A 19,189-nucleotide genomic window follows, 5' to 3' on the forward strand; every position below is an offset into this window, starting at 1 on the left:
TTTATATGTAAGACTTACAACTTATGCAATCCATCCATCCAGTAAATGAGGAAGAGAAGAATTATTGATGAAATACTGAATGTAAGAGTTACAATTATGCTTGACAGGACCGTTATTGCCGACTATGAATGCAGCTGATGAAGCGAGTAGATCTGTGAAAAAAAAGAGGAAAGAGCTGCGAAAAAGCCAAATAAGCTGTTGAAGGGCATGCGTCCGCACATTGAAATCTATACACAAAAAAGAAGCAAGAAAAGAGGCTGCACTGATGGACAGCCACTTTTCTTGCTAATTCTGCAGATCTGGTTCAATCATGGTGAAGAACAACTCTATGTTTAAACGATCAATCGTAACCATTTCCTTCTCCGCCCGTGAACGTAGCGAGGTACCAGTGGTTGCCGAAGGGGTCCTCGATTCCTCCGCTTCGTTCTCCGTACGGCATGTTTGCCGGCGCATAGAGTGAGGCTGCACCCGCTGCCAGAGCGCGTGTGTAGCATTCATCTGTATCAGCGACAAAAAGATGAAGCGTATTGGTTCTTGCCGGAAATTGATCATTGGCCTCCGACAGCTCAATAATTGAATCGCCAATGCGAACCTCGGCATGTGTAATTCTACCTTCGATATCCGAATTGCGGCTGAGCTCCTCCGCATAAAAAACCTGCTTAAGAAAGTCCATCAGGCCTGCGGCATCCTTTGCAATGAAATAAGACGTTACGGTGCTGTAATTACGCGGTTTATACGAATCGGACATGATGTTTGCTCCCTTCGTTTATTTGTATTTCTGCGAGTGCTAATATAATGAATCATATACGCTCCGTGTTTAATCTGTCCATATCCGTGGTATGTACACATACACGACACTTAAGGAGAGGTGAACCTGCAATGGAACATCCTATGGTGAAATGCAGTGTTGCAAATTGTCAGCATTGGGAATCCGGCAACAACTGCGTGGCGGAGACGATTATGATCGAGATCAATACGCATGCAAACAGCCCGCTTCCGCAAGGCTCAGGAAGCGGGAAATACGACACAAAGCATCAGGATTCTGCTGGTGGCGTAACCGATACCTGCTGCCACACGTTTCAGGAGCGTACTCATTAAGCGGAATTCAAGCGGGTGGCTTACAGTGTGCCGGTTACCACAATCGGATATATGCCAGGCTAAGCAAACTTATGTAAGCGGTGAGTTTGCTTTTTTATTTACACGATAAGCAGGATTAAAAAATGGCTATATGCTGCTTCTATTTCTGAGGGAAGAAACTGGGCTAAGCAGCCCGCGGACGGCGACAGCCGGTTCTTCTTGTGCTGCCCTGCGCCATTTTGATAAGTTTGAGCCCTGCCGCCTTTTTTTGTGGAGATTGATGCTCGCATTTCTCCATTATTAACGAATTCTTCATGTTTGACTCGGCTGCTTTTTGGGAGAATAATTAATAAAAGGAAGGGGGAGGAATCTCGATGTCATTGTTACCCACACTTATGGAATTCAACAAACAATTCGTGGAACAGAAGCAGTATGAAGCCTATTTGACCGACAGGTTCCCCGAGAAAAAAATAGCTATCCTCTCCTGCATGGATACCCGCTTGAGCGAGCTGCTGCCAAGGGCGCTCAACCTGCGGAACGGCGACGCCAAAATCATTAAAAATGCCGGCGCTATCCTCACGCAGCCTTTCGGCAGCGCCATGCGCAGTATTCTGGTCGCGATCTATGAGATGGATGCGCGCGAGGTGCTCGTCATCGGCCATCATGGCTGCGGGATGACCAATCTGGATTCCGCTGCAATGGTCGAGAAATTCCGGCAGCATGGGATTCCTGACCTGGCTATCTCGACCCTGGAGAACGCAGGGATCAGGATGGACCGGTCCCTGAAGGGCTTCTCAAGCCCTGAGGAGGGTGTGAAGCACAGTGTTTCGCTCATCCGCAATCATCCGCTGGTGCCCCAGTCCGTACTTGTTCATGGTCTTCTGATCCATCCCGAGACAGGCGCGCTGGAGCTCTTGATGGAGAATTACAGGGAATCGCCCTGATTCAGTGACCGGATGGATCATATAGGCATTGTCAACATTTGATCCGGCCTTCCCGTCTTAGGAGTGGGTAATACTGACAAACTCATTCCAGGAGGGAGAGCCTCATGAAAAAAAAGAGATGGCTTGCGCTTGCCTTATCGTCCGTGCTGCTTTTACCTGCGGCTGCTCATGCCCAACCGGAAAGGGCTGCTCACGCTCATTGACCGTGCGACAGGAACCGGCACTCTCCTCTACAAGAAGCTGCTGACGGCTGAGGAGCAGGATTTTGCGGAGAAAAAAGATATTTCTTATTCCGGCGATCAGTTGAAGTACATGTAGCGCGAAGGCAGCACGCTATATTTCGTGAATAATGCCGATGACCCTTCCAAGCCGGAGTATACCTACACGCTTGGAGGGGCTTAGCCTGTTCAGCGCCATACCCGAGCAGCAAAAGGACGGTCTTCAGGATCAAATCGAGCCTGGAGACCGTCCTTTATCGACCTTATAAAATGTATAAGTTTTACGCCTGCACCTTTCTATAAGGTCGAAGGGAAGAATCTAACGGCGCCGCAACAGGACGGCGGCAGCCGTTTCTTCTTGTTTGTCAGCCGTCAACCATTGGCTGCCTCTTCTTTTGCCATCGAACGAATGTAGAAGAATCCCAGCACCGAGCACAGCAGGAAGGTGAAGAATGCCATCGCAGCGGCCTGCTCGCGTTCCTGGAACACGCCGAATACCTGCTGCATGGACACGCCGAGCATTTGAGGCGAGTTGGCGCCCAATAGAAACGGCGCGGTAAAGGAACCGATAACGCCCATGAACACAAAAGTCATCGCAACAAGAAAGGTCTTGTAGGACAAGGGAAAGATGAAGCGCAGAAAAATCCGCAGCTTGCCTGCGCCCATGTCGCGCGCGCTCTCGATGATCGAAGCCGGAATACCTGCCAACGCAGAGCTCAGCAGCATCGTTGCGAACGGAATATTAAACCATAAGTTCGCTATAATGATGCCCTTCTCATCGAAAATAATTCGCGGCAGGACGATCCCGAGCGGCATCAGCAGCCGGGCCAGCCAGCCGTGATTGCCCAGAAGATTCATCAGCCCGTATGTGGCGATTACACCCGGAATGAACAAGGGTATCATATACGTTTTGCGGATCCAATCGACCAGCTTTCCCGAGCTGAACCGCATATAAAGCGCCATCGAGTAGCTGACCAGCAGCACCAATGCACAGGACAGGAGAGTAACCTTAATCGTGAAAATGATGTTCGAGCGCATCCCTTTATCCGTGAACAGGAACTGGTAGCGGCTCAGATCGTAACCGCCCGAGTCGTTGCCGAGACTGGAGATGAGAGACTGTACGATCGGAATGACGACAATGATCAGCAGAAGAAGAAAAGAAGGGCTGACCATAATCAGCCCCGCTATCGCTTGCTTGACTTCCTTCCTCATTGCGCAGCTACGTCGCTCTGCCAGCGTTTGTTGATTTCGGTGCCGAGATCCCCGATATTGAATGTGCGGAATCCTTCGGAAACGCCTTTGAATTTATCCTGCATCTCCTGCGACATTTGCGTGAGCTGAATGCCCGGGAAACCGTTCATTTTGTCCACGATAACCGCTTGCGCTTCCGGAGACAGAACGAAATTCAGAAACTGGTTGACGGCGTCTTTCTTCTCGGAAAGCTTGTTCACCATCAGATAAGTCGGTCCGCCGTTGAAGCCCGGCGTAATTTGCTGCATTTTCACCGTGTCCGGAAGCAGCTTCTCATTCAGCTGCTGGAGCACCATATCCGACCAGGCCGGAATCATTTCCACTTCTCCGCTGGTCAGCAGATCAAGCGTACCCTGATTCTTCTTCGGATAAATCCCTTTGCCGTACACATATTTGCCAAGCTCCTTCAACGTATTGAAGCCGCTGTCCCACTTTGCCATAATGGCAGGATCGCTGTTATGAATATCTTCCTCTGGCAAATCCTTGTAAAGCACAGTGGTGACAAAAGAGCTTCCGGCACCGCCGGTGGACGGATCGTTATAGGCGAATTTCTCCGGATTTTGTTTGATCCACTCCAGCAATTCATCCAGGGTGGTTGGGGGGTTGGTTACCTTCGAGCTGTCATAGGCAAGCAGGACAGCGGAAGAACGGTACGGAACAGCCAGATTGGAAACATCGCTCATCGTCTCTTCATCGATATTGGCGAGGTTAGGAATGCCGGCAGTGTCAAGCGCGGACCAGACATCGTCTTTGCCGCCCTGGGTAACTACGTTGATGCCGTCCTCGTAGAGATCGATATCGCCGGAGCCCTTGCCTGCCTGCTTGGCAGCCAAAATCCGGTCATAGGTCGATTCGGAGCCCGTTCCGGAAGGAATATAGACCTCTTTTACTTTGACTTTATCGTTCTGCTTCTCGAACATCGGGATCAGCGTATCCCACAGATCCTTCACGTTCTGGGAGCCCGTAAAATAAAACTGGAATTCTACCGGTTCTGCGTTCCCAGCAGGCGAAGCGGCGTTGGAAGTTGTGTTGTTGGCCGCAGCCGGAGTCCCCTCTGTATTTGAGTTATCCTTGCTGCCGCAGCCGGCCATGACCATTACGGTCAACGTCAGTGCGCACAACGTCGTCAATGTCTTTTTCAAGCGTATCATCCCAATCATCCTCCTAAAGTTTACTCATCGTTTATTTGGATAAGCGATCATAGCAGCAAAGCCAACATGAACCTTCTGTCCCGCCTTAAGCAGCTGGACAGCTTCCTTGGATTGAAAACTCCGAATTACTCCGTGCTTGTCCAATTCGACCGATACTTCGGCATAATGCCCGAGAATCATAATTTGCTTTATTGTCCCGGTCAGACCCTGCCCTTGAAAAGGTTCCTTGCCCAGACTGACGTCCTCCGGCCTCACGGCCACCTTGACTTGTCCCGAAAGACGTTTCGTGTTCGGCCATGCAAGCGGCCCTACCCGAATCCGTTCTTCGTCCACCACCCCCTCCAGGAAATTCATTTTGCCAATAAACTCGGCGACGTATAGCGTCTCCGGCTCGTTGTAAATGTGCTGCGGCTGCGCAATTTGTTCAATATGGCCATGATTCATGACAACGATCCGGTCCGACAAGGACAGCGCCTCTTCCTGATCATGGGTGACGAACACCATCGTAAGGCCGGTCTGCGTCTGAATCTCCCTCAGCTCTTCCCGCATCTCATGCCTCAGCTTCGCATCGAGTGCGGAGAAGGGCTCGTCCAGCAGCAGCACAGCCGGCTTGAGCAGCAGCGACCGAGCCAAAGCTACCCGCTGCTGCTGGCCTCCCGACAGCTGACCCGGAAACTTCTTCTCCGCCCCGGGCAGACGCACAAGCCGAAGCGCATCCGCGACCGCGCTCTTGATATCCGCTTTTGGCATACGGCGAATCTTCAGGCCGAAGGCCAGATTGTCGAATACGGACATATGCGGCCATAGATTGTAGCTTTGGAACACCATCGAAGTCGGGCGTTTCTCTGGCGGCAGCTTGATCACGCTTTGGCCTTCGATCAGGATATCTCCCGAATCGGGCTCGAGAAAGCCTCCGATACTGCGAAGCACGGTTGTTTTTCCGCAGCCGGATGGTCCGAGCAGCGTCACCAGCTCGCCTTTATTCACCTCAAGGTTGATGCCGGAGACGCCCTCGCCCGTTTTGTACCGTTTGGTCATGCCGCGGACGGCTAATTGAATGCTCATCTATTCCAATCCTCCTCCTAACGAAACACGATGTGCCCAAAACCGTTACTTCACTTGAAATCCGCTGGCGAGCACGTCCGCGCTCACAAGACGCTGTGCAGCCAGCAGCAGAATGATGGTCGGCGCCGTCAAAATTATCGAGAATACTGCGCCGGCGCTGCTCGGAAAGTCCGAAATAATCGAATACATGATAACCGGCATCGTCTTGTAATCGGGAATCCCGACGAGGAACGTGCCCTGTGCTTCATCAAGCGAATTCAAGAAGGTAAACACCGACGCCACGATAATGCCGGGCATGGCCATCGGCAGCGTAATACTCCGGAATACCCGGAAGGGATTTGCTCCGACATCCCGGGCGGATTCCTCCTGCGGAGCCTGCACATTGCGGAAGGCGGCCGTCGGGATCCAGGTCATGAACATCAGCACATTGATCATATGAATGAGTACGACTCCCAGCAGCGTGTTCATCAGCCCCACCTTATAGAAGAGCACTGCTATCGACACATAAAGTCCCATCTTCGGAAACGCGTGCGTCAGCAGGAACGAGAATAGAAACACTCTTTTAAACGGAAAGCGGATGCGGGCGAACGCATAAGCTGCGGGAACGCACAGAACGATGGACAGCGCCGTCACTATTGCCGCGATCATAAAAGACAGCCCGATCGATTGGGCAATATCATCCTGCTTCAGTACGAAGTCCCACCATCGGAAAGACCACTGCTGCGGCAGCATATTGGGGTAGTTCCACTGATCGCTGAAAGCCAGTACGACCAGATTCAGCAGCGGACCGGCGAAAAACACGGCGAACACCGTCAGGAGAAGAAATTCAATGATCCTTCGTTTGCCGACGGCTTTAAAATACCATCCCAAGAAATTCCCTCCTTCCTAAGTCGATTGGCGAAGCATGATTTCGCTTGCGTATTCGTACAGCTTGGACAGGTCCTGATCCTGGTGAATCAGACGATCAAGCAGATCGACGGCGTCATGACCCATCCGGTCCGTATCCACCTTTACCGTTGTGAGCGATGGCGTATATGCGGCTGCAAAATCAATATCGTCAAAGCCCATAACCGCCACCTGCCCGGGGATCTGGACGGATTTTTCCAGCAGAACCTTCATGGCGCCAAGCGCCAGCATATCGTTCGTGGTGAAGAGGACGGTATATCCGCCGCAATTGAATGTCTCCCAATGCTCGTCCATGAGACGGCAGCCATGCGCAAAGTCCGATTCCATAGAAGGAATGACGGACACATCCGATTCGTCGACGCCCAGCTGCTGCAGACCCAGCCGAAAGCCCTTCAGCCGCAAATTATGGCTTCGATGCTCCTGCGGACCGGCGATGACGAAAAACTTCCGGTGTCCGAGCCCATGCAGGTAGGCTGCCGCCCGTCCTCCGCCCACCTCGTCATTGCTGACGAGATGAATTACGTCCGGATCGTCGGTCGAGCCGTTCACCATCAGATAGGGCACATTGAATTTTTTGACGTGGTCGATGACGTTCTTCTGCAGCCTGCTGATCAGAATGAGACCGTCGACGCGCTGCTCCAGCATGTAATCGGTTGAACGCACCGACATCTCCTGATCGGTCTTGAGAAATACCGAGTAGCCCCGCCGTTCGGCAGCCATCAGGATGGAATCGATCAGCTTGCCATACAGCGGATGGGAGACGATCGGCTGTTTCTCGCGGAAGACGATCACTCCGATGTTGTTCGTCCGTTTGGCGACCATCGCTCTTGCCACCGCGTTCGGCTTGTATTGCAGCTGCTCCACAACTCCGAGGACGCGGTCCCGCACTTCCTGACTGGCATAGCCTTTGCCTGAGATGACTCTTGATGCGGTCGATTTGGACACCCCGGCCATCGAAGCGATTTCTTTGATGTTATAGCTCATCCGCCGCACTCTCTTTTCGCCATTGTTGTTTGACAAGCAGCAATGCCGCAACGTCTCTGGTTGTTATGGAATCTACGCCCATCGCGGCGTACTTTTTCATTTCCTGCGCCTCGTTGACCGTCCAGATAAAGACGGACAGCCCTTTATCGGCAGCAAAGTCCATGAGTTCGGGCCGAACTATCTGATAGGGTACATTGAGGCCGAAGCAGCCGGAGTCTGCCGCTTCCCGGCAAGCCTGACTGACCGCGTCCATATATTCGTTGTTCCTGAAGCTGTTGATATCTGCGTTCAACAGCTTCGCGATTCCATGATCATGGCTGTTCGCCTGCAGGGCTCTGTCATATTCGCAGCCGGTCAGAAACACCCGGTCGACGATACCGAGCTTCCGGACCAGAGCGGCAGCCGGCCCGATGCTGTCATCCGTCTTGAGGTCGAGATTCATTCGCGCGCCCGGATAGCTATCCAGCAGCTTGAGCACCGTCTCCAGAAGGACAATCGGCGCCGCCAATCCTTCGTTCAGTTCCTGAAGCGTCAGACCCGACAGGCTTCCCTCCCGCCCATCGGCCAACCCTACCCGGTCATCGTGGCTCAGTACGGGAATTCCGTCGCGGGTGACCCGGATGTCATCCTCGATAACATCGGCCCCCAGCGAAAGCCCTTCACGGGCGGAAGCAGCAGAGTTGTCCGGCATGCCCATACATCCGGTATGGGCCGTCACAAGCGGAAATTCGATCATGTCACCAGCTCCTGTTCAAAGTAAATAGCGTTCGTAAAAGCGACCATCGTCCTGACGCCCCGGACGATTCCCCGCAATTCGGCCCGGATCCACAGCAGCCCTTCCCGGTGCACGGAGAAATGCAGATCCTGCATTCCACCGGATGCTTCAAGCGGACGCTCCTCCAAGACTCCGTTATTGCTCGTCAGGAGGATGCGGTAATCCGGATTTGGCAGGTCCCACAATCCGCTGCGGACAGCGAAATCTATCGTGATGCGGGCGGAAGTACTGGCCTCACCGGCCGGTACGATGCTCCCAAGCCCGTAAGCCGGTCCGCCCTCGGTCGCCTCCAGCTCCAATGTAACGAGAGGGCCGATCGTGACCGATACCCGCCCCTGACGAAGCGCCTTCACCGCTTCTTCGCTTACCTGACCCGCTTCGTCTTCCAGTCCCAAATACGTGACAGAGACCGGCTCATCCGTCTCTGATTGTTCGTGCCAATCACGTCCCGAGGTTGCCGCCAGACGATAGCCCTCGTTCAGCTTATCCGTCCACAGCGAGAATGCGCGTGAATTATCCGTCTTGATCGGAGCGAAGGTTCCCGACCACACCTCGATATAATCGAAGCTATTCCAGTCATCCACCTCGTATTCCCAGTAGCAGCCTGTACAAGCCGGACTTCCTATCCGGAACGGATGGGCAAGCCCCGCAGCTCCCCCGTGGTGCTGAACGGAGGATACGCCGCTGTGGATATTGCCCCGGTTCGCCTCGCGCCAGTCCGCGAATGCCGACAGCCCGACGGTGACCATATGGCCATAGAACGTTGTCCATTCCATGCCCGGAAGAATGACCAGTCCCGTGGCCTGCTCCACCGCTTCCTTGTCCGCCAGACCGGACATCGTGTTATGATCGGTGAGCGCAAGGGCGTCGAAGCCGAGCTTGGCCGCTCCGGCCGCCAGTTCATGCAGCGTCTGCTTTCCGTCGCTGTGAAGCGTGTGGGTATGAAGCTCGCAGGCTAACCATTTCATGGCTTCTCTTCCTCCTCCGGAATCCATGCTTCCAAATGATAGGTACATTCCTCCGTAACGATGGAATGGAAGCTAAGCGTTATTGTCCATTCCCCCGCTCCAATTCTTCCCTTCGCAAGTCCCGGGGAAGCCTCGCTATGCGAAAGCAGGAATTGCTGCTTCGGATCGTGCCGGTGGCAAGCTCCACGATAGCCGTCCGGATCGTCCACCGATAAGGTGATGAGATTGCTCAGCGGCAAGTAGCGGTCGATCCCGGCTATAGCCAGTTCTCTTTGCTCCGGCAGGACATACAGCTCCATGCTTTGTTCCAGTAATCTGCGCGCCTTGCTATCGTCCTCCAGCAGCTTGGGCGAATATTCAAAACGGATCCGCAGAGCATGAGCAGGCTCGTCCAGTGTAAACGGGTATCGGATATGCGTCCGGGAGTCTCCCGGTTTAACAGTCGTTTGTATATCAATCAGCATGAGAGTATCCCCCCTGATGTCATTATTGTGGGAACGGTCCCATGGCTATAATTTAACCCTCATTTATTAGAGCAATGTCTTCTGGACAATAACAGTTTGTAAAGATGCGCGGGAACGACGACAAGGTATGAATCCATCCAAGCGACCCGTCATACCCGAAAAACGGGAAGAAACGGCGGTCTTTCGTCCACTGACGGGCTAAGCTATGCTTGTTCACAATATAATATAAGGATAATATGGTGATTATTTATATTTTCTCTTTTCAAGAAAAAAACCGCATCAATCACATGGAGTGATCGTGCGGTTCTCTCTTCCGTTGAGGTTGAAATTCTGATCATTCTTCATCCCCGTCGCGCTTCTCTTCGGGAGCAGGAGCAATCATCTCTTTTTTCCGGCGGTTTCTGCTTGTGACTCTTCTTATGAGCAGAATAACCAGCAGCACGGCCACCACCAGCAGAATCCCTGCACCAATCAGGATATGCTTGATATTGGGGATCAGGAACGCGAACTGGATCTCTGTCGGCTTTGTCATCGATAGGTCCCATTTCATTGTATGGCCATCAACATGATCAGCGTTATTATTTCCGAAGGTGGAGATCGGCAGCGTGAGCAGAAAATCAAGATTGAGCTGCGAAAGTGCAAGCTTGATAAGGGTATCCGGCACCTTCAGCCAGTCCTGATTCCGGATCAGCGGATCAAGATATTTTCCGATATCGACCGTCAGGCGGATTTCAACCCGGGTGTAAAAGAAGTGCTTCGTCGTTTTGACGATATTTTGTTGATCCGCGAAGTTCCACTGCTTGATGCCCTCCTGCAGGGAACCGAAGCTTTTGTGGAGCAAATAATCAGTCCCGGTGCCCTGTTCCCGGGTCTCATAGTCAATGCCCAGCTCCTCAGCCTTGGCCTGCAGCATCTCCCCCAGCTTGCCGCCTACGAGCTTCTGCGTGCTCTCCTTCAAGGTGACCTTCATGTCCAGATCCGCACTGCCGTCCTTGTGGAGCGAGACATGGGCCGAACCATTCGCACATCCCGCAAGCAGCGCGATCACGAGCGCGCATATACCCCATTTCAGCCATCTGCTGTACATAATAAATCCCCTACTTTTTCTTCCATCTGTGGTATATGGTTTGTCATTTTTGAGAGTTGATCAAACGATGCCTTCTACTATATCATATATGATTAAGGCTGTGTAAGACTGGCTGAAAGGAGGTATGTGCGTGTTTGGCTACTTTACAAATATACAAATTTTCAGGAAGTTTTTATTATCCTATATATTGATTCTGATTATGCCGCTGGCTGCCAGCTTTATCGTGTATCAGGTCAGCATCAACCGGATAAAAGACAATGCGGCCGAGAACAGCAAAGACCTGCTGAACCAGACCATCAGCATCATTGACAAGAAAATCGATGACACCGAGAACTTTGTCTATCAGATGTCTTTAAACCCTGAAGTGAATCAGCTGATGTACCAGGAGTCCACGACCGACAAGAATTATGCTTACAATATTTATAAAGTTCGAAACAGCATTTATCCCTACTGGTCGACAAACACCTTTTTTCGAAATTTCTATCTGTACTTTAATCAAATCGATACGATCGTAACTCCTGAATCCTCCTATGTTCGGCCAAAGGATTATTATCTGGGCCATTCCTACGAAGGAATGGGTTATGATGAATGGAATAACAAAATCAATCAAGCCTATCTCTCCCATCATTATTTTTCCTCCGCGATAGCGAATACAGGGAAAAACACAGAGTCGGTCATCACCTATGTACAATCCATTCCATTCAACAGCACCGCGAATCCAAAAGCAAATGTTGTCGTTATGATTGACGAGAAAGAAATCACTTCCTTGTTGGACCGGATTTCTTCCCAATACGGCGGCTCCGTGTTTGTATACGATGATCAGAAAAACATCATTCTTACCAATAACGTGGACGAGAATATGTTGAGCTATGATGGGAGCTCCAATACATTCTCGATCAATAACAATGACAAAAAATTTATTTATATAGATGCCAAGTCAAGCCGAAACCAATGGACCTACGTGGCCGCCTTATCCAAACAGAATTTATCGGAGGATGTCAGTTATATTCAGACTTTCAACATCCTTGCTTCAATCGTCACGATTATAGTGGGACTTGCAATCGCCTTGCTCTTTTCTTACAGACACAGCATTCCTCTGAACCGGCTGCTGGGCATCATGAGATTCTCCGAGACAAGGTCAATCGATCCCTATGAATTCCTGAATAGCAATGTGGAAGACATCATCGCCAATAATGACAGTCTCAAGAACCAAATTCAGAGCCAGCTGCCCATTCTTCAGGATACCGTCATACGCAAACTGGTTTTTGAAGAACTAACCTCTTCCAAAGAGGCGCTAAAATTAATCGAACAAGCCAATATACCGATAAGAGGTGCTTTCGGTTATGTGGGAATTGTCCAGATCATTCATCTGCTGAATGCCATGGATAAGGAAATGATGGATGAGATGAATGTGGCGCAGCTGTTTATTCATAATGAATTGACGGATGCTTTCCATGGAGAGGTTCTCTATTCCAATGTGGATGTCGATCAGGTTGTCTTCCTGCTCTCTTATCCTAAACAGCCTTCGCTTCAAGAGGAGGAAGCCCTCCGTGAGACACTGGCCTTATTAGTCAAACGGATGGAGGAGAACTATAGCTTAAAAGTGAATATCGGGCTGGGACAAGGGTTCAGGCAGATTACCGATATTCACAAATCCTATGACCAGGCCACTATGAGCCTGCCTTTTATTCAATCGATGAATCAGCAGCCTTCCTTGTATAAATATGTGGATCATTTCAAGGAGAGAAATATTGATTATTACTACCCCATCGAGCTGGAGCTTCGTCTCATTAACGCCGCAGCTAATGGAGATGCCCGTGACGTTCATGAGATGCTTGATAAAGTATACATCGAGAATGTCGAGTATCGGGTATTGACTCCTCAAATCGGCAATCAGCTGCTGGCGTCCCTGAACGGCACGCTTTTGCGAATCCTTGCGAAAACAACACAGCTTAATCAGGTGGTCATTGATGATATCTCAGCCGGCATTGAAGAAATGATGTCCAGGAAAAATGATTTTATAAATGGACTGGGACAAATTAGAGAAAGCTTCACAAAAATTACGCTGCATATCCATGAACGAAAGTTCGTAGCCGGCAAACAAGTGATTCAGGAAATGAAGGAATGGATTAAACAAAATTTCCATGTCCCGGATCTGACCCTGCATCAAATAGCCGAAGCGATTGGCTTTCCTGAAAAGATGGTGCCCCTGATTTTCAAAGAGCATGTGGGAGTCAATATTTCCGATTATATTGAGGATATGAGAATCAACTTTGCCAAAGCCAAATTGACTCAAACCGGAGATTCCATCGAGGAGATCGCGCTGCAATCCGGGTACAACAGCGCTCACTCCTTCCGGCGGGCCTTCAAACGAAATACAGGCGCTTCACCGTCGGAATTCCAGAAAATGATGAAAAATTTGTAGCGGATTCATCGCTTTCAATAAATTGTACCCTGCATATTTAGTGTACGGTAAACCCGGCTTCCTACCCTCAAGCCCTTGGTATCAAGGGCTTTTTTGCGTGTACGTCTGTAAAAAAGCGTATCTTTTCAAGATTTCCGCCATCCATTACGATAGCGTTATCACAGGGGGCAGAGTGTTCGCTGCTGAAGCAAGCAATATGAAAACGCATAACAAATGGGGGGTAATATGGAAGCAAAAGCACAACATCATCCGATTGTATGGAAGAAAGTAAAGAAGCACTGGCAGCTGTATCTCATCGCTCTGATTCCGCTAGCCTTCCTGATCACATTCAAGTATATTCCCATGGCCGGGATTATCATTGCGTTCAAGGATTATAGCGTAGTGAAGGGCATCGCCGGCAGCGATTGGGCAGGCATGAAGTATTTCAATTACTTCTTCGATGGCCCCAACTTTATTTTGTTATTGAAGAACACATTAGGTCTTAGTATTTACGGCTTGATTACCGGTTTTATTTGCCCCATTATTCTCGCATTGGCCCTGAATGAAATTCAACATGCCCGTTTCAAGAAATGGGTTCAAACCGTTACGTATGCGCCTTACTTCATTTCCACTGTCATAATGGTCTCCATCATTATCCTGTTTTTATCGCCTTCCGCAGGGCTTGTCAATAATATTCTCGGTTTGTTTGGTGTTGACCGGGTTAACTTCCTTGGGGAACCCGCTTATTTCAAATCCTTATATGTCTGGTCTGATGTGTGGCAGAATACGGGATATTCGACGATTATTTATTTGGCTGCTCTCGCCGGTGTAGATCCCCAGCTGTATGAAGCCGCTAAAGTAGACGGAGCCAATCGTTTTCAGAAAATCATGAATGTCGATATTCCCGGTATTTTACCCGTCATTATTGTCTTGTTAATTTTGAATATTGGTAATATTATGTCAATTGGATTTGAGAAGGTTTATCTTTTGCAGAACCAGTTGAACATTAATTCATCCGAAATTATAGCGACTTATGTCTATAAGGTCGGCCTGCTTGGGGCGAACTTCAGTTTTGCGGCAGCTGTCGGATTATTCAACTCCATTGTCAACTTCGTCATCATTATTTCGGCTAACGCCATTTCAAGAAGATTCTCGTCATCAAGCTTATGGTAGGTGAACAGCTATGAAGTCAAAGACAGCCGGAAGAATAAAGGAATCCATAACTGACCGGATTTTTATCGGAGCTATTTACGTCTTCCTGATTCTCGTTCTGTTAGTCGTGCTGTATCCGCTTATCTATATTGTTAGCGCTTCATTCAGCAGTCCGGCAGCCGTCACATCAGGACGCGTATGGCTGTTTCCGGTAGATCCGACCCTGCTTGGGTACTCGACGGTGCTTCAGAATCCCCAGATCCTGCGAGGGTTCACGAATTCGTTGTTCTATACAGCCGTCGGTACTCTCATCAGTGTCAGCATCACCATCATGCTGGCTTATCCGCTTTCGAGAAAAACCTTCTATGGACGTCGTTTTATTATGATACTGCTTGTTTTTACGATGATCTTCGACGGCGGATTAATTCCGCTGTATCTCGTCGTCAAAAGCTTGAATATTATCGACACCATCTGGGCGCTCCTGCTGCCTCAGGCATTGACGGTTTTCCAGGTCATTATCACCCGGACGTTCTTCCAATCCTCTATTCCTGATGAATTAGTGGAAGCAAGCGAGATGGATGGCTGCAGCGACATTACATTTATTTATAAAGTCGTTTTGCCCTTGGCCAGGCCGATTATTGCCGTGCTTGTACTGATGTACGCGGTCATGAAATGGAATATGTATTTTGATGCCTTGATTTATTTGAAATCGGAAGAGCTGTTTCCGCTGCAAATCATTTTAAGAAGCATCCTGATATTAAACACCGATATCTCAACCAATATTCAAGAGGTATTACGGCTGCAGGGTCTCAAAGAGTTAATGAAATATTCGCTGATTGTCGTTTCGAGCCTGCCGGTCCTGATCTTATACCCTTTTGTGCAAAAGCATTTCGTCAAAGGGATGCTGATTGGCTCCATAAAAGGATAAGGACCACTTGGATGGTTTACACTGTGTAACGTTGTGATTTATATAGATCTCTAAAAAAAAGGAGTTGTTGGCATGAAAAAGGTCTCATTCATTAGCTTGCCGGTTCTACTGGCTGTACTCCTGCTCGTAGCCGGATGTGTTCCAACCAAGGACAAGCCAGACCCTGCAGCAAGTAATAACGCCGGCTCGGAGGGTCCCGTTCAGGTAACGATTTTCACCCCCAAGTTCCCTGGTGACGGGGATTTCAGCGAGAATGAATTTACGAAACTTGTTGAACAGAAATTCAATATTATAATCAACTGGGAATTTGCCAACCAGGATGCCGCAAAAGAAAAACGCCAGCTTTCACTGGCGAGCGGCGATTATCCGGATGCATATTTTCTGGTTACATGGCTGGACAATATCTCCAAGGTTGAGGCACAGCGATACGGCAAGGAAGGCGTGTTCCTCCCCCTCAACGATCTGATCAAAGAAAATGCGCCCCATATTCAAAAAGCCATTGATGAAATTCCTTATCTGAAAAATAATGTTACCGCGCCAAATGGGGACATTTACGGCCTTCCACTGGTAAGCGAATGCTACCATTGCTCGGTTTACGGGAAAATGTGGATCAACACGCAGTGGTTGAAGAAACTGAACCTGGACATGCCAACCACGACAGACGAATACAAGAAGGTATTGGAAGCGTTCAAAAATAACGATCCTAATGGAAACGGCAAGCAGGATGAAATTCCATTAAGCGGGGAAAGCAAACAGGCGGGAGACAACCCGATTCAGTTTTTGATGAGCTCCTTCCTCCCTGATAACGGCAAAGATTATATCAACGTCAACGATGGCAAGCTTTCGCTTGGCCCGATGCAGCCGGAATGGAAAGCGGGCCTTGCCTATGTGGCTTCCCTCTATAAAGAAGGATTAATCGATCCGGGAACCTTTACTCAGAATGCCGATGCTTTGAAGCAGCTGGGCACGCCGGAAGGCGAAGCCGTTCTTGGAGGAGCCGCAGCAAGCCACTCCGCCATCTTCGTTGATTTGGCTTCGGACAAATCCAAAGATTACAGCGTGGTTCCGCCACTCAAAGGACCACAGGGTGCACAATTTACCTCGACCGACTACGGCAATGCCAATAATTTCGCTTTTGCGATCACGGACAAAGCAAAAGGGGAGAAAGCCGCAGCCTTGATCAAACTGGCCGATTATCTCTATTCGGAGGAAGGAACCTTGTTCTCTTCCAAAGGAAAGGAAGGCGTCCAATGGAAAAAAGGCGGACCGGAGGATATCGATTTGAACGGCCAACCGGCAAAATATGCGATGATTCCCGACGACCCTGATGTTAAACCGGAAGACAAGATCCATTACGGCTGGGGTGAGAGAGGGCCGCTGCTAATGACAAGAACGTTCAGAGATTCCTTCGGAACAGCTATTGATGAGAATACGCCTGAAGGCTATGAACGCAGATTGTACAATGCGACCAAGAAATACGATGGCTTCGAACCGAAAGAGCAATTTATTTCGGAAGCAGCCTGGGTCGATCCTGCGGAGGCCGAAGAAGTGTCCCTGCTGAAAATCAATATAAATAAATATATTGAAGAAAATATGGTACAGTTCGCTACAGGCTCAAAGGATATCAACAAGGAATGGGACAGCTATCTGGATGGTTTCAACTCTCTGCAGGTAGATCGTTATTTGGAAATTTATCAGAAAGCCTATAATGTCGGGAAATAATAATAGAGACGATCCGGGATTTGGAAGGAGATTGAAACAGAAATGACTATGATAAAAATCGGCGTTATCGGCGCGGGATCCATATCCGAAGCTCATCTTAACGGCTACAAAGCCAATCCGGAGGTCGAAATATTTGCCATTTGTGATTTGAATGAGGAAAGAGCGGCGAAAGCGGCGAAGAAATACGGCGCTACCCATGTCTATACAGATTACAACGAGCTGCTGGCCAATCCCGATATCGATGCGGTAAGCGTCTGCACCTGGAACAACACACATGCGCCAATCAGCAAGGCGGCTGTTCACGCGGGCAAGCATGTACTGGTTGAGAAGCCCTTGTGCCGCACGGTTGAAGAAGCTTTGGACCTCCAGGAGGCCGTATTCGCCTCCGGCAAAGTCCTTCAGGTCGGCTTCGTCCGCCGCTATGACCCCAATGCGCAGATGCTGCGCGAGTTTGTCATTAACGGCGATGTCGGCGAAATCTATTACGCCAAAGCGTCCATTATCCGCCGTTTTGGCAATCCTGGCGGCTGGTTCTCCGACATTGAGCGTTCCGGCGGCGGCCCACTGATCGACATCGGTGTCCATATCATCGATCTGTGCTGGTATATGATGGGCCGGCCGAAAGTAAAATCGGTCAGCGGCAATTCCTACCGCAAGCTGGGCAACCGTTCCAACATCCGGAACCTGTCGTTCTATAAAGCTGCGGACTACAATGCGGATCTTAATACAGTCGAAGATATGACGAACGCCCTCATCCGTTTCGAGAACGGCGCGTCGCTTCTTGTCGACGTCAGCTTCACTCTGCACGCCAAGCAGGACGAAAGCTCAGTCAAGCTGTACGGAACGAAGGGCGGGCTTGAGATCGATCCGGAAATCAGCATTGTGACGGAGAAATACGATACGATTGTCAACATTACGCCGCAGGTCGATTCATTGGGACTCAATTTCACCCGCGCCTTTCAGGCGGAGGTTGATCATTTCATCGAGAATGTCAAAACGGGCCGCAAGCCTATCAGTCCGGTGGAGGACGGCGTAGAGATCATGAAAATATTGTGCGGCATCTACGAGTCTGCAGCCAAAGGAGAAGAAGTTCATTTCCAGCCTCAATAGAAAAGGGTGACGAATTTGGGAATTCCGAATAAAATTGGCGTTATCGTCGACGGCTTCCAGACAGGATTGCTCGAAGGCTTGGTCAAAGCAAAAAAGGTTGGTGCGGACGGCGTCCAGATCTATGCCGTTAGCGGAGAGATGGACCCGGACAACCTTTCCGCCGCGCAGCGGAAAGAATTAAAGGATTATATCGACTCGCTTGGATTGGAAATTTCGGCACTGGTGGGCGATCTTGCCGGACACGGCTTCCAGGACAGGAACGAGAACGCCTGGAAAATTGAGAAGTCCAAACGGATTCTCGATCTGGCCGTAGAGCTGGGCACGAACATCGTCACTACCCATATCGGAATCGTGCCGGATGATCCGAACAGCGAAGTTTATGATTCGATGCAGCAAGCCTGTGATGAACTCAGCAGCTACGCGACGGGCGTGAATGCCTATTTTGCCATCGAAAGCGGACCGGAAACATCTCTTCATCTGAAAAGCTTCCTGGATACGCTTGGCACGAACGGCTTGTCAGTCAATTTCGATCCGGCCAATATGGTCATGGTGACCGGAGACGACCCCGTACAGGGCGTTCATAATTTGAAGGAGTATATCGTTCATACACATGCGAAGGACGGCATTCGTCTGCATCAGGTCGACCCGCGCATCATCTATGGCTCGTTGGGGTTCGAACCGCTCAGCCATGAGAAGCTGGCCCAATTGGCAGAGGGGGGCAGATTCTTCCGTGAAGTGCCGCTTGGGGAAGGCCAGATCGACTGGCCGGCCTATATTCAAGCCCTCCAGGATATCGGCTACACGGGCTATCTCACTATAGAGCGCGAAGTCGGGAATAATCCCGAAGCGGATATCGCGAAGGCGGTTCATTTTCTTAAGCAGTTTAGGTAATGTAATACAAAAACCCCTATCCGGCTTATATCGCCGGATAGGGATTTTGATGTCTCCGTACGGCCCTTCCTTGATACGCTCGGACGGATGCA

Annotated in this window: 19 protein-coding genes; 9 read left to right on the plus strand and 10 right to left on the minus strand. The window is 50.0% G+C overall.

Features of this window, described 5'->3' with window-relative positions; genetic code table 11:
* Positions 1-340 precede the first annotated feature (340 nt).
* On the minus strand, positions 341-748 hold the full coding sequence (locus AC0YOB_RS19150; RefSeq protein WP_475794130.1) for a VOC family protein: 408 nt from the start codon (positions 746-748) through the stop codon (positions 341-343).
* A gap of 131 nt (positions 749-879) precedes the next feature.
* On the opposite strand from AC0YOB_RS19150, the gene AC0YOB_RS19155 reads away from it, so the two are divergent.
* The 3 genes from AC0YOB_RS19155 to AC0YOB_RS19165 all read left to right on the plus strand — a co-directional run bounded on the left by AC0YOB_RS19155 (position 880) and on the right by AC0YOB_RS19165 (position 2,339).
* On the plus strand, positions 880-1,098 hold the full coding sequence (locus tag AC0YOB_RS19155; RefSeq protein WP_210039164.1) for a DUF1540 domain-containing protein: 219 nt from the start codon (positions 880-882) through the stop codon (positions 1,096-1,098).
* 353 nt (positions 1,099-1,451) lie between these two features.
* Positions 1,452-2,021 (plus strand): beta-class carbonic anhydrase, encoded by a 570-nt coding sequence (locus tag AC0YOB_RS19160; RefSeq protein ID WP_475794131.1) that lies wholly within the window; start codon positions 1,452-1,454, stop codon positions 2,019-2,021.
* Positions 2,022-2,150: 129 nt separating this feature from the next.
* Positions 2,151-2,339, plus strand: a complete 189-nt coding sequence (locus AC0YOB_RS19165) for a hypothetical protein (RefSeq protein ID WP_475794132.1) — start codon at positions 2,151-2,153, stop codon at positions 2,337-2,339.
* Positions 2,340-2,611: 272 nt separating this feature from the next.
* Here AC0YOB_RS19165 and AC0YOB_RS19170 read toward each other — a convergent pair whose 3' ends face one another.
* The 9 genes from AC0YOB_RS19170 to AC0YOB_RS19210 form a co-directional block, all read right to left on the minus strand.
* Positions 2,612-3,451: an ABC transporter permease gene (locus AC0YOB_RS19170; RefSeq protein WP_475794133.1), complete on the minus strand. Its 840-nt coding sequence runs from the start codon at positions 3,449-3,451 to the stop codon at positions 2,612-2,614.
* The gene (locus tag AC0YOB_RS19175; protein ID WP_475794134.1) at positions 3,448-4,641 is read right to left on the minus strand and encodes an extracellular solute-binding protein; all 1,194 of its coding nucleotides are present in this window, start codon (positions 4,639-4,641) and stop codon (positions 3,448-3,450) included. The genes AC0YOB_RS19170 and AC0YOB_RS19175 overlap by 4 nt, the downstream gene beginning before the upstream one ends.
* Positions 4,642-4,665: 24 nt before the next feature.
* Positions 4,666-5,706 (minus strand): ABC transporter ATP-binding protein, encoded by a 1,041-nt coding sequence (locus AC0YOB_RS19180; RefSeq protein ID WP_475794135.1) that lies wholly within the window; start codon positions 5,704-5,706, stop codon positions 4,666-4,668.
* A gap of 45 nt (positions 5,707-5,751) precedes the next feature.
* On the minus strand, positions 5,752-6,576 hold the full coding sequence (locus AC0YOB_RS19185; RefSeq protein WP_475794136.1) for an ABC transporter permease: 825 nt from the start codon (positions 6,574-6,576) through the stop codon (positions 5,752-5,754).
* 15 nt (positions 6,577-6,591) lie between these two features.
* Positions 6,592-7,596 (minus strand): LacI family DNA-binding transcriptional regulator, encoded by a 1,005-nt coding sequence (locus AC0YOB_RS19190; RefSeq protein WP_475794137.1) that lies wholly within the window; start codon positions 7,594-7,596, stop codon positions 6,592-6,594.
* The gene (locus AC0YOB_RS19195; RefSeq protein WP_475794138.1) at positions 7,586-8,332 is read right to left on the minus strand and encodes a glycerophosphodiester phosphodiesterase; all 747 of its coding nucleotides are present in this window, start codon (positions 8,330-8,332) and stop codon (positions 7,586-7,588) included. The genes AC0YOB_RS19190 and AC0YOB_RS19195 overlap by 11 nt, the downstream gene beginning before the upstream one ends.
* Complete coding sequence (locus AC0YOB_RS19200) at positions 8,329-9,339, minus strand: CehA/McbA family metallohydrolase (RefSeq protein WP_475794139.1); 1,011 nt, start codon at positions 9,337-9,339, stop codon at positions 8,329-8,331. Before AC0YOB_RS19200 ends, AC0YOB_RS19195 begins: the two co-directional genes overlap by 4 nt.
* Complete coding sequence (locus AC0YOB_RS19205) at positions 9,336-9,803, minus strand: hypothetical protein (protein ID WP_475794140.1); 468 nt, start codon at positions 9,801-9,803, stop codon at positions 9,336-9,338. The genes AC0YOB_RS19200 and AC0YOB_RS19205 overlap by 4 nt, the downstream gene beginning before the upstream one ends.
* A 334-nt stretch (positions 9,804-10,137) precedes the next feature.
* Positions 10,138-10,890, minus strand: coding sequence for a hypothetical protein (locus AC0YOB_RS19210; protein ID WP_475794141.1), 753 nt, complete (start codon positions 10,888-10,890; stop codon positions 10,138-10,140).
* 130 nt (positions 10,891-11,020) lie between these two features.
* On the opposite strand from AC0YOB_RS19210, the gene AC0YOB_RS19215 reads away from it, so the two are divergent.
* The 6 genes from AC0YOB_RS19215 to AC0YOB_RS19240 all read left to right on the plus strand — a co-directional run bounded on the left by AC0YOB_RS19215 (position 11,021) and on the right by AC0YOB_RS19240 (position 19,097).
* Positions 11,021-13,315 carry a helix-turn-helix domain-containing protein gene (locus AC0YOB_RS19215; protein ID WP_475794142.1) on the plus strand — a complete coding sequence of 765 codons (2,295 nt, stop codon included), beginning with the start codon at positions 11,021-11,023 and terminating at the stop codon, positions 13,313-13,315.
* A gap of 225 nt (positions 13,316-13,540) precedes the next feature.
* Positions 13,541-14,467, plus strand: a complete 927-nt coding sequence (locus tag AC0YOB_RS19220) for an ABC transporter permease (RefSeq protein ID WP_475794143.1) — start codon at positions 13,541-13,543, stop codon at positions 14,465-14,467.
* 10 nt (positions 14,468-14,477) lie between these two features.
* A complete protein-coding gene (locus tag AC0YOB_RS19225) occupies positions 14,478-15,374 on the plus strand; it encodes a carbohydrate ABC transporter permease (protein WP_475794144.1) in 897 nt (298 codons plus the stop codon).
* A gap of 72 nt (positions 15,375-15,446) precedes the next feature.
* Positions 15,447-17,096: a type 2 periplasmic-binding domain-containing protein gene (locus tag AC0YOB_RS19230; protein WP_475794145.1), complete on the plus strand. Its 1,650-nt coding sequence runs from the start codon at positions 15,447-15,449 to the stop codon at positions 17,094-17,096.
* A gap of 42 nt (positions 17,097-17,138) precedes the next feature.
* A complete protein-coding gene (locus AC0YOB_RS19235) occupies positions 17,139-18,206 on the plus strand; it encodes a Gfo/Idh/MocA family protein (RefSeq protein WP_475794146.1) in 1,068 nt (355 codons plus the stop codon).
* 15 nt (positions 18,207-18,221) lie between these two features.
* Positions 18,222-19,097 (plus strand): sugar phosphate isomerase/epimerase family protein, encoded by an 876-nt coding sequence (locus AC0YOB_RS19240; RefSeq protein ID WP_475794147.1) that lies wholly within the window; start codon positions 18,222-18,224, stop codon positions 19,095-19,097.
* Positions 19,098-19,189 lie beyond the last annotated feature (92 nt).

It is taken from the genome of Paenibacillus sp. JT31N17 (assembly GCF_056269255.1).

Bases quoted from the DNA above. Each gene is read 5' to 3' on its own strand.
- AC0YOB_RS19210 (WP_475794141.1), bottom strand. From the start codon at position 10,890: ATGTACAGCAGATGGCTGAAATGGGGTATATGCGCGCTCGTGATCGCG.
- AC0YOB_RS19230 (WP_475794145.1), top strand. From the start codon at position 15,447: ATGAAAAAGGTCTCATTCATTAGCTTGCCGGTTCTACTGGCTGTACTC.
- AC0YOB_RS19190 (WP_475794137.1), bottom strand. From the start codon at position 7,596: ATGAGCTATAACATCAAAGAAATCGCTTCGATGGCCGGGGTGTCCAAA.
- AC0YOB_RS19150 (WP_475794130.1), bottom strand. From the start codon at position 748: ATGTCCGATTCGTATAAACCGCGTAATTACAGCACCGTAACGTCTTAT.
- AC0YOB_RS19225 (WP_475794144.1), top strand. From the start codon at position 14,478: ATGAAGTCAAAGACAGCCGGAAGAATAAAGGAATCCATAACTGACCGG.
- AC0YOB_RS19170 (WP_475794133.1), bottom strand. From the start codon at position 3,451: ATGAGGAAGGAAGTCAAGCAAGCGATAGCGGGGCTGATTATGGTCAGC.
- AC0YOB_RS19200 (WP_475794139.1), bottom strand. From the start codon at position 9,339: ATGAAATGGTTAGCCTGCGAGCTTCATACCCACACGCTTCACAGCGAC.
- AC0YOB_RS19160 (WP_475794131.1), top strand. From the start codon at position 1,452: ATGTCATTGTTACCCACACTTATGGAATTCAACAAACAATTCGTGGAA.
- AC0YOB_RS19205 (WP_475794140.1), bottom strand. From the start codon at position 9,803: ATGCTGATTGATATACAAACGACTGTTAAACCGGGAGACTCCCGGACG.
- AC0YOB_RS19195 (WP_475794138.1), bottom strand. From the start codon at position 8,332: ATGATCGAATTTCCGCTTGTGACGGCCCATACCGGATGTATGGGCATG.
- AC0YOB_RS19155 (WP_210039164.1), top strand. From the start codon at position 880: ATGGAACATCCTATGGTGAAATGCAGTGTTGCAAATTGTCAGCATTGG.
- AC0YOB_RS19175 (WP_475794134.1), bottom strand. From the start codon at position 4,641: ATGATACGCTTGAAAAAGACATTGACGACGTTGTGCGCACTGACGTTG.
- AC0YOB_RS19180 (WP_475794135.1), bottom strand. From the start codon at position 5,706: ATGAGCATTCAATTAGCCGTCCGCGGCATGACCAAACGGTACAAAACG.
- AC0YOB_RS19235 (WP_475794146.1), top strand. From the start codon at position 17,139: ATGACTATGATAAAAATCGGCGTTATCGGCGCGGGATCCATATCCGAA.
- AC0YOB_RS19220 (WP_475794143.1), top strand. From the start codon at position 13,541: ATGGAAGCAAAAGCACAACATCATCCGATTGTATGGAAGAAAGTAAAG.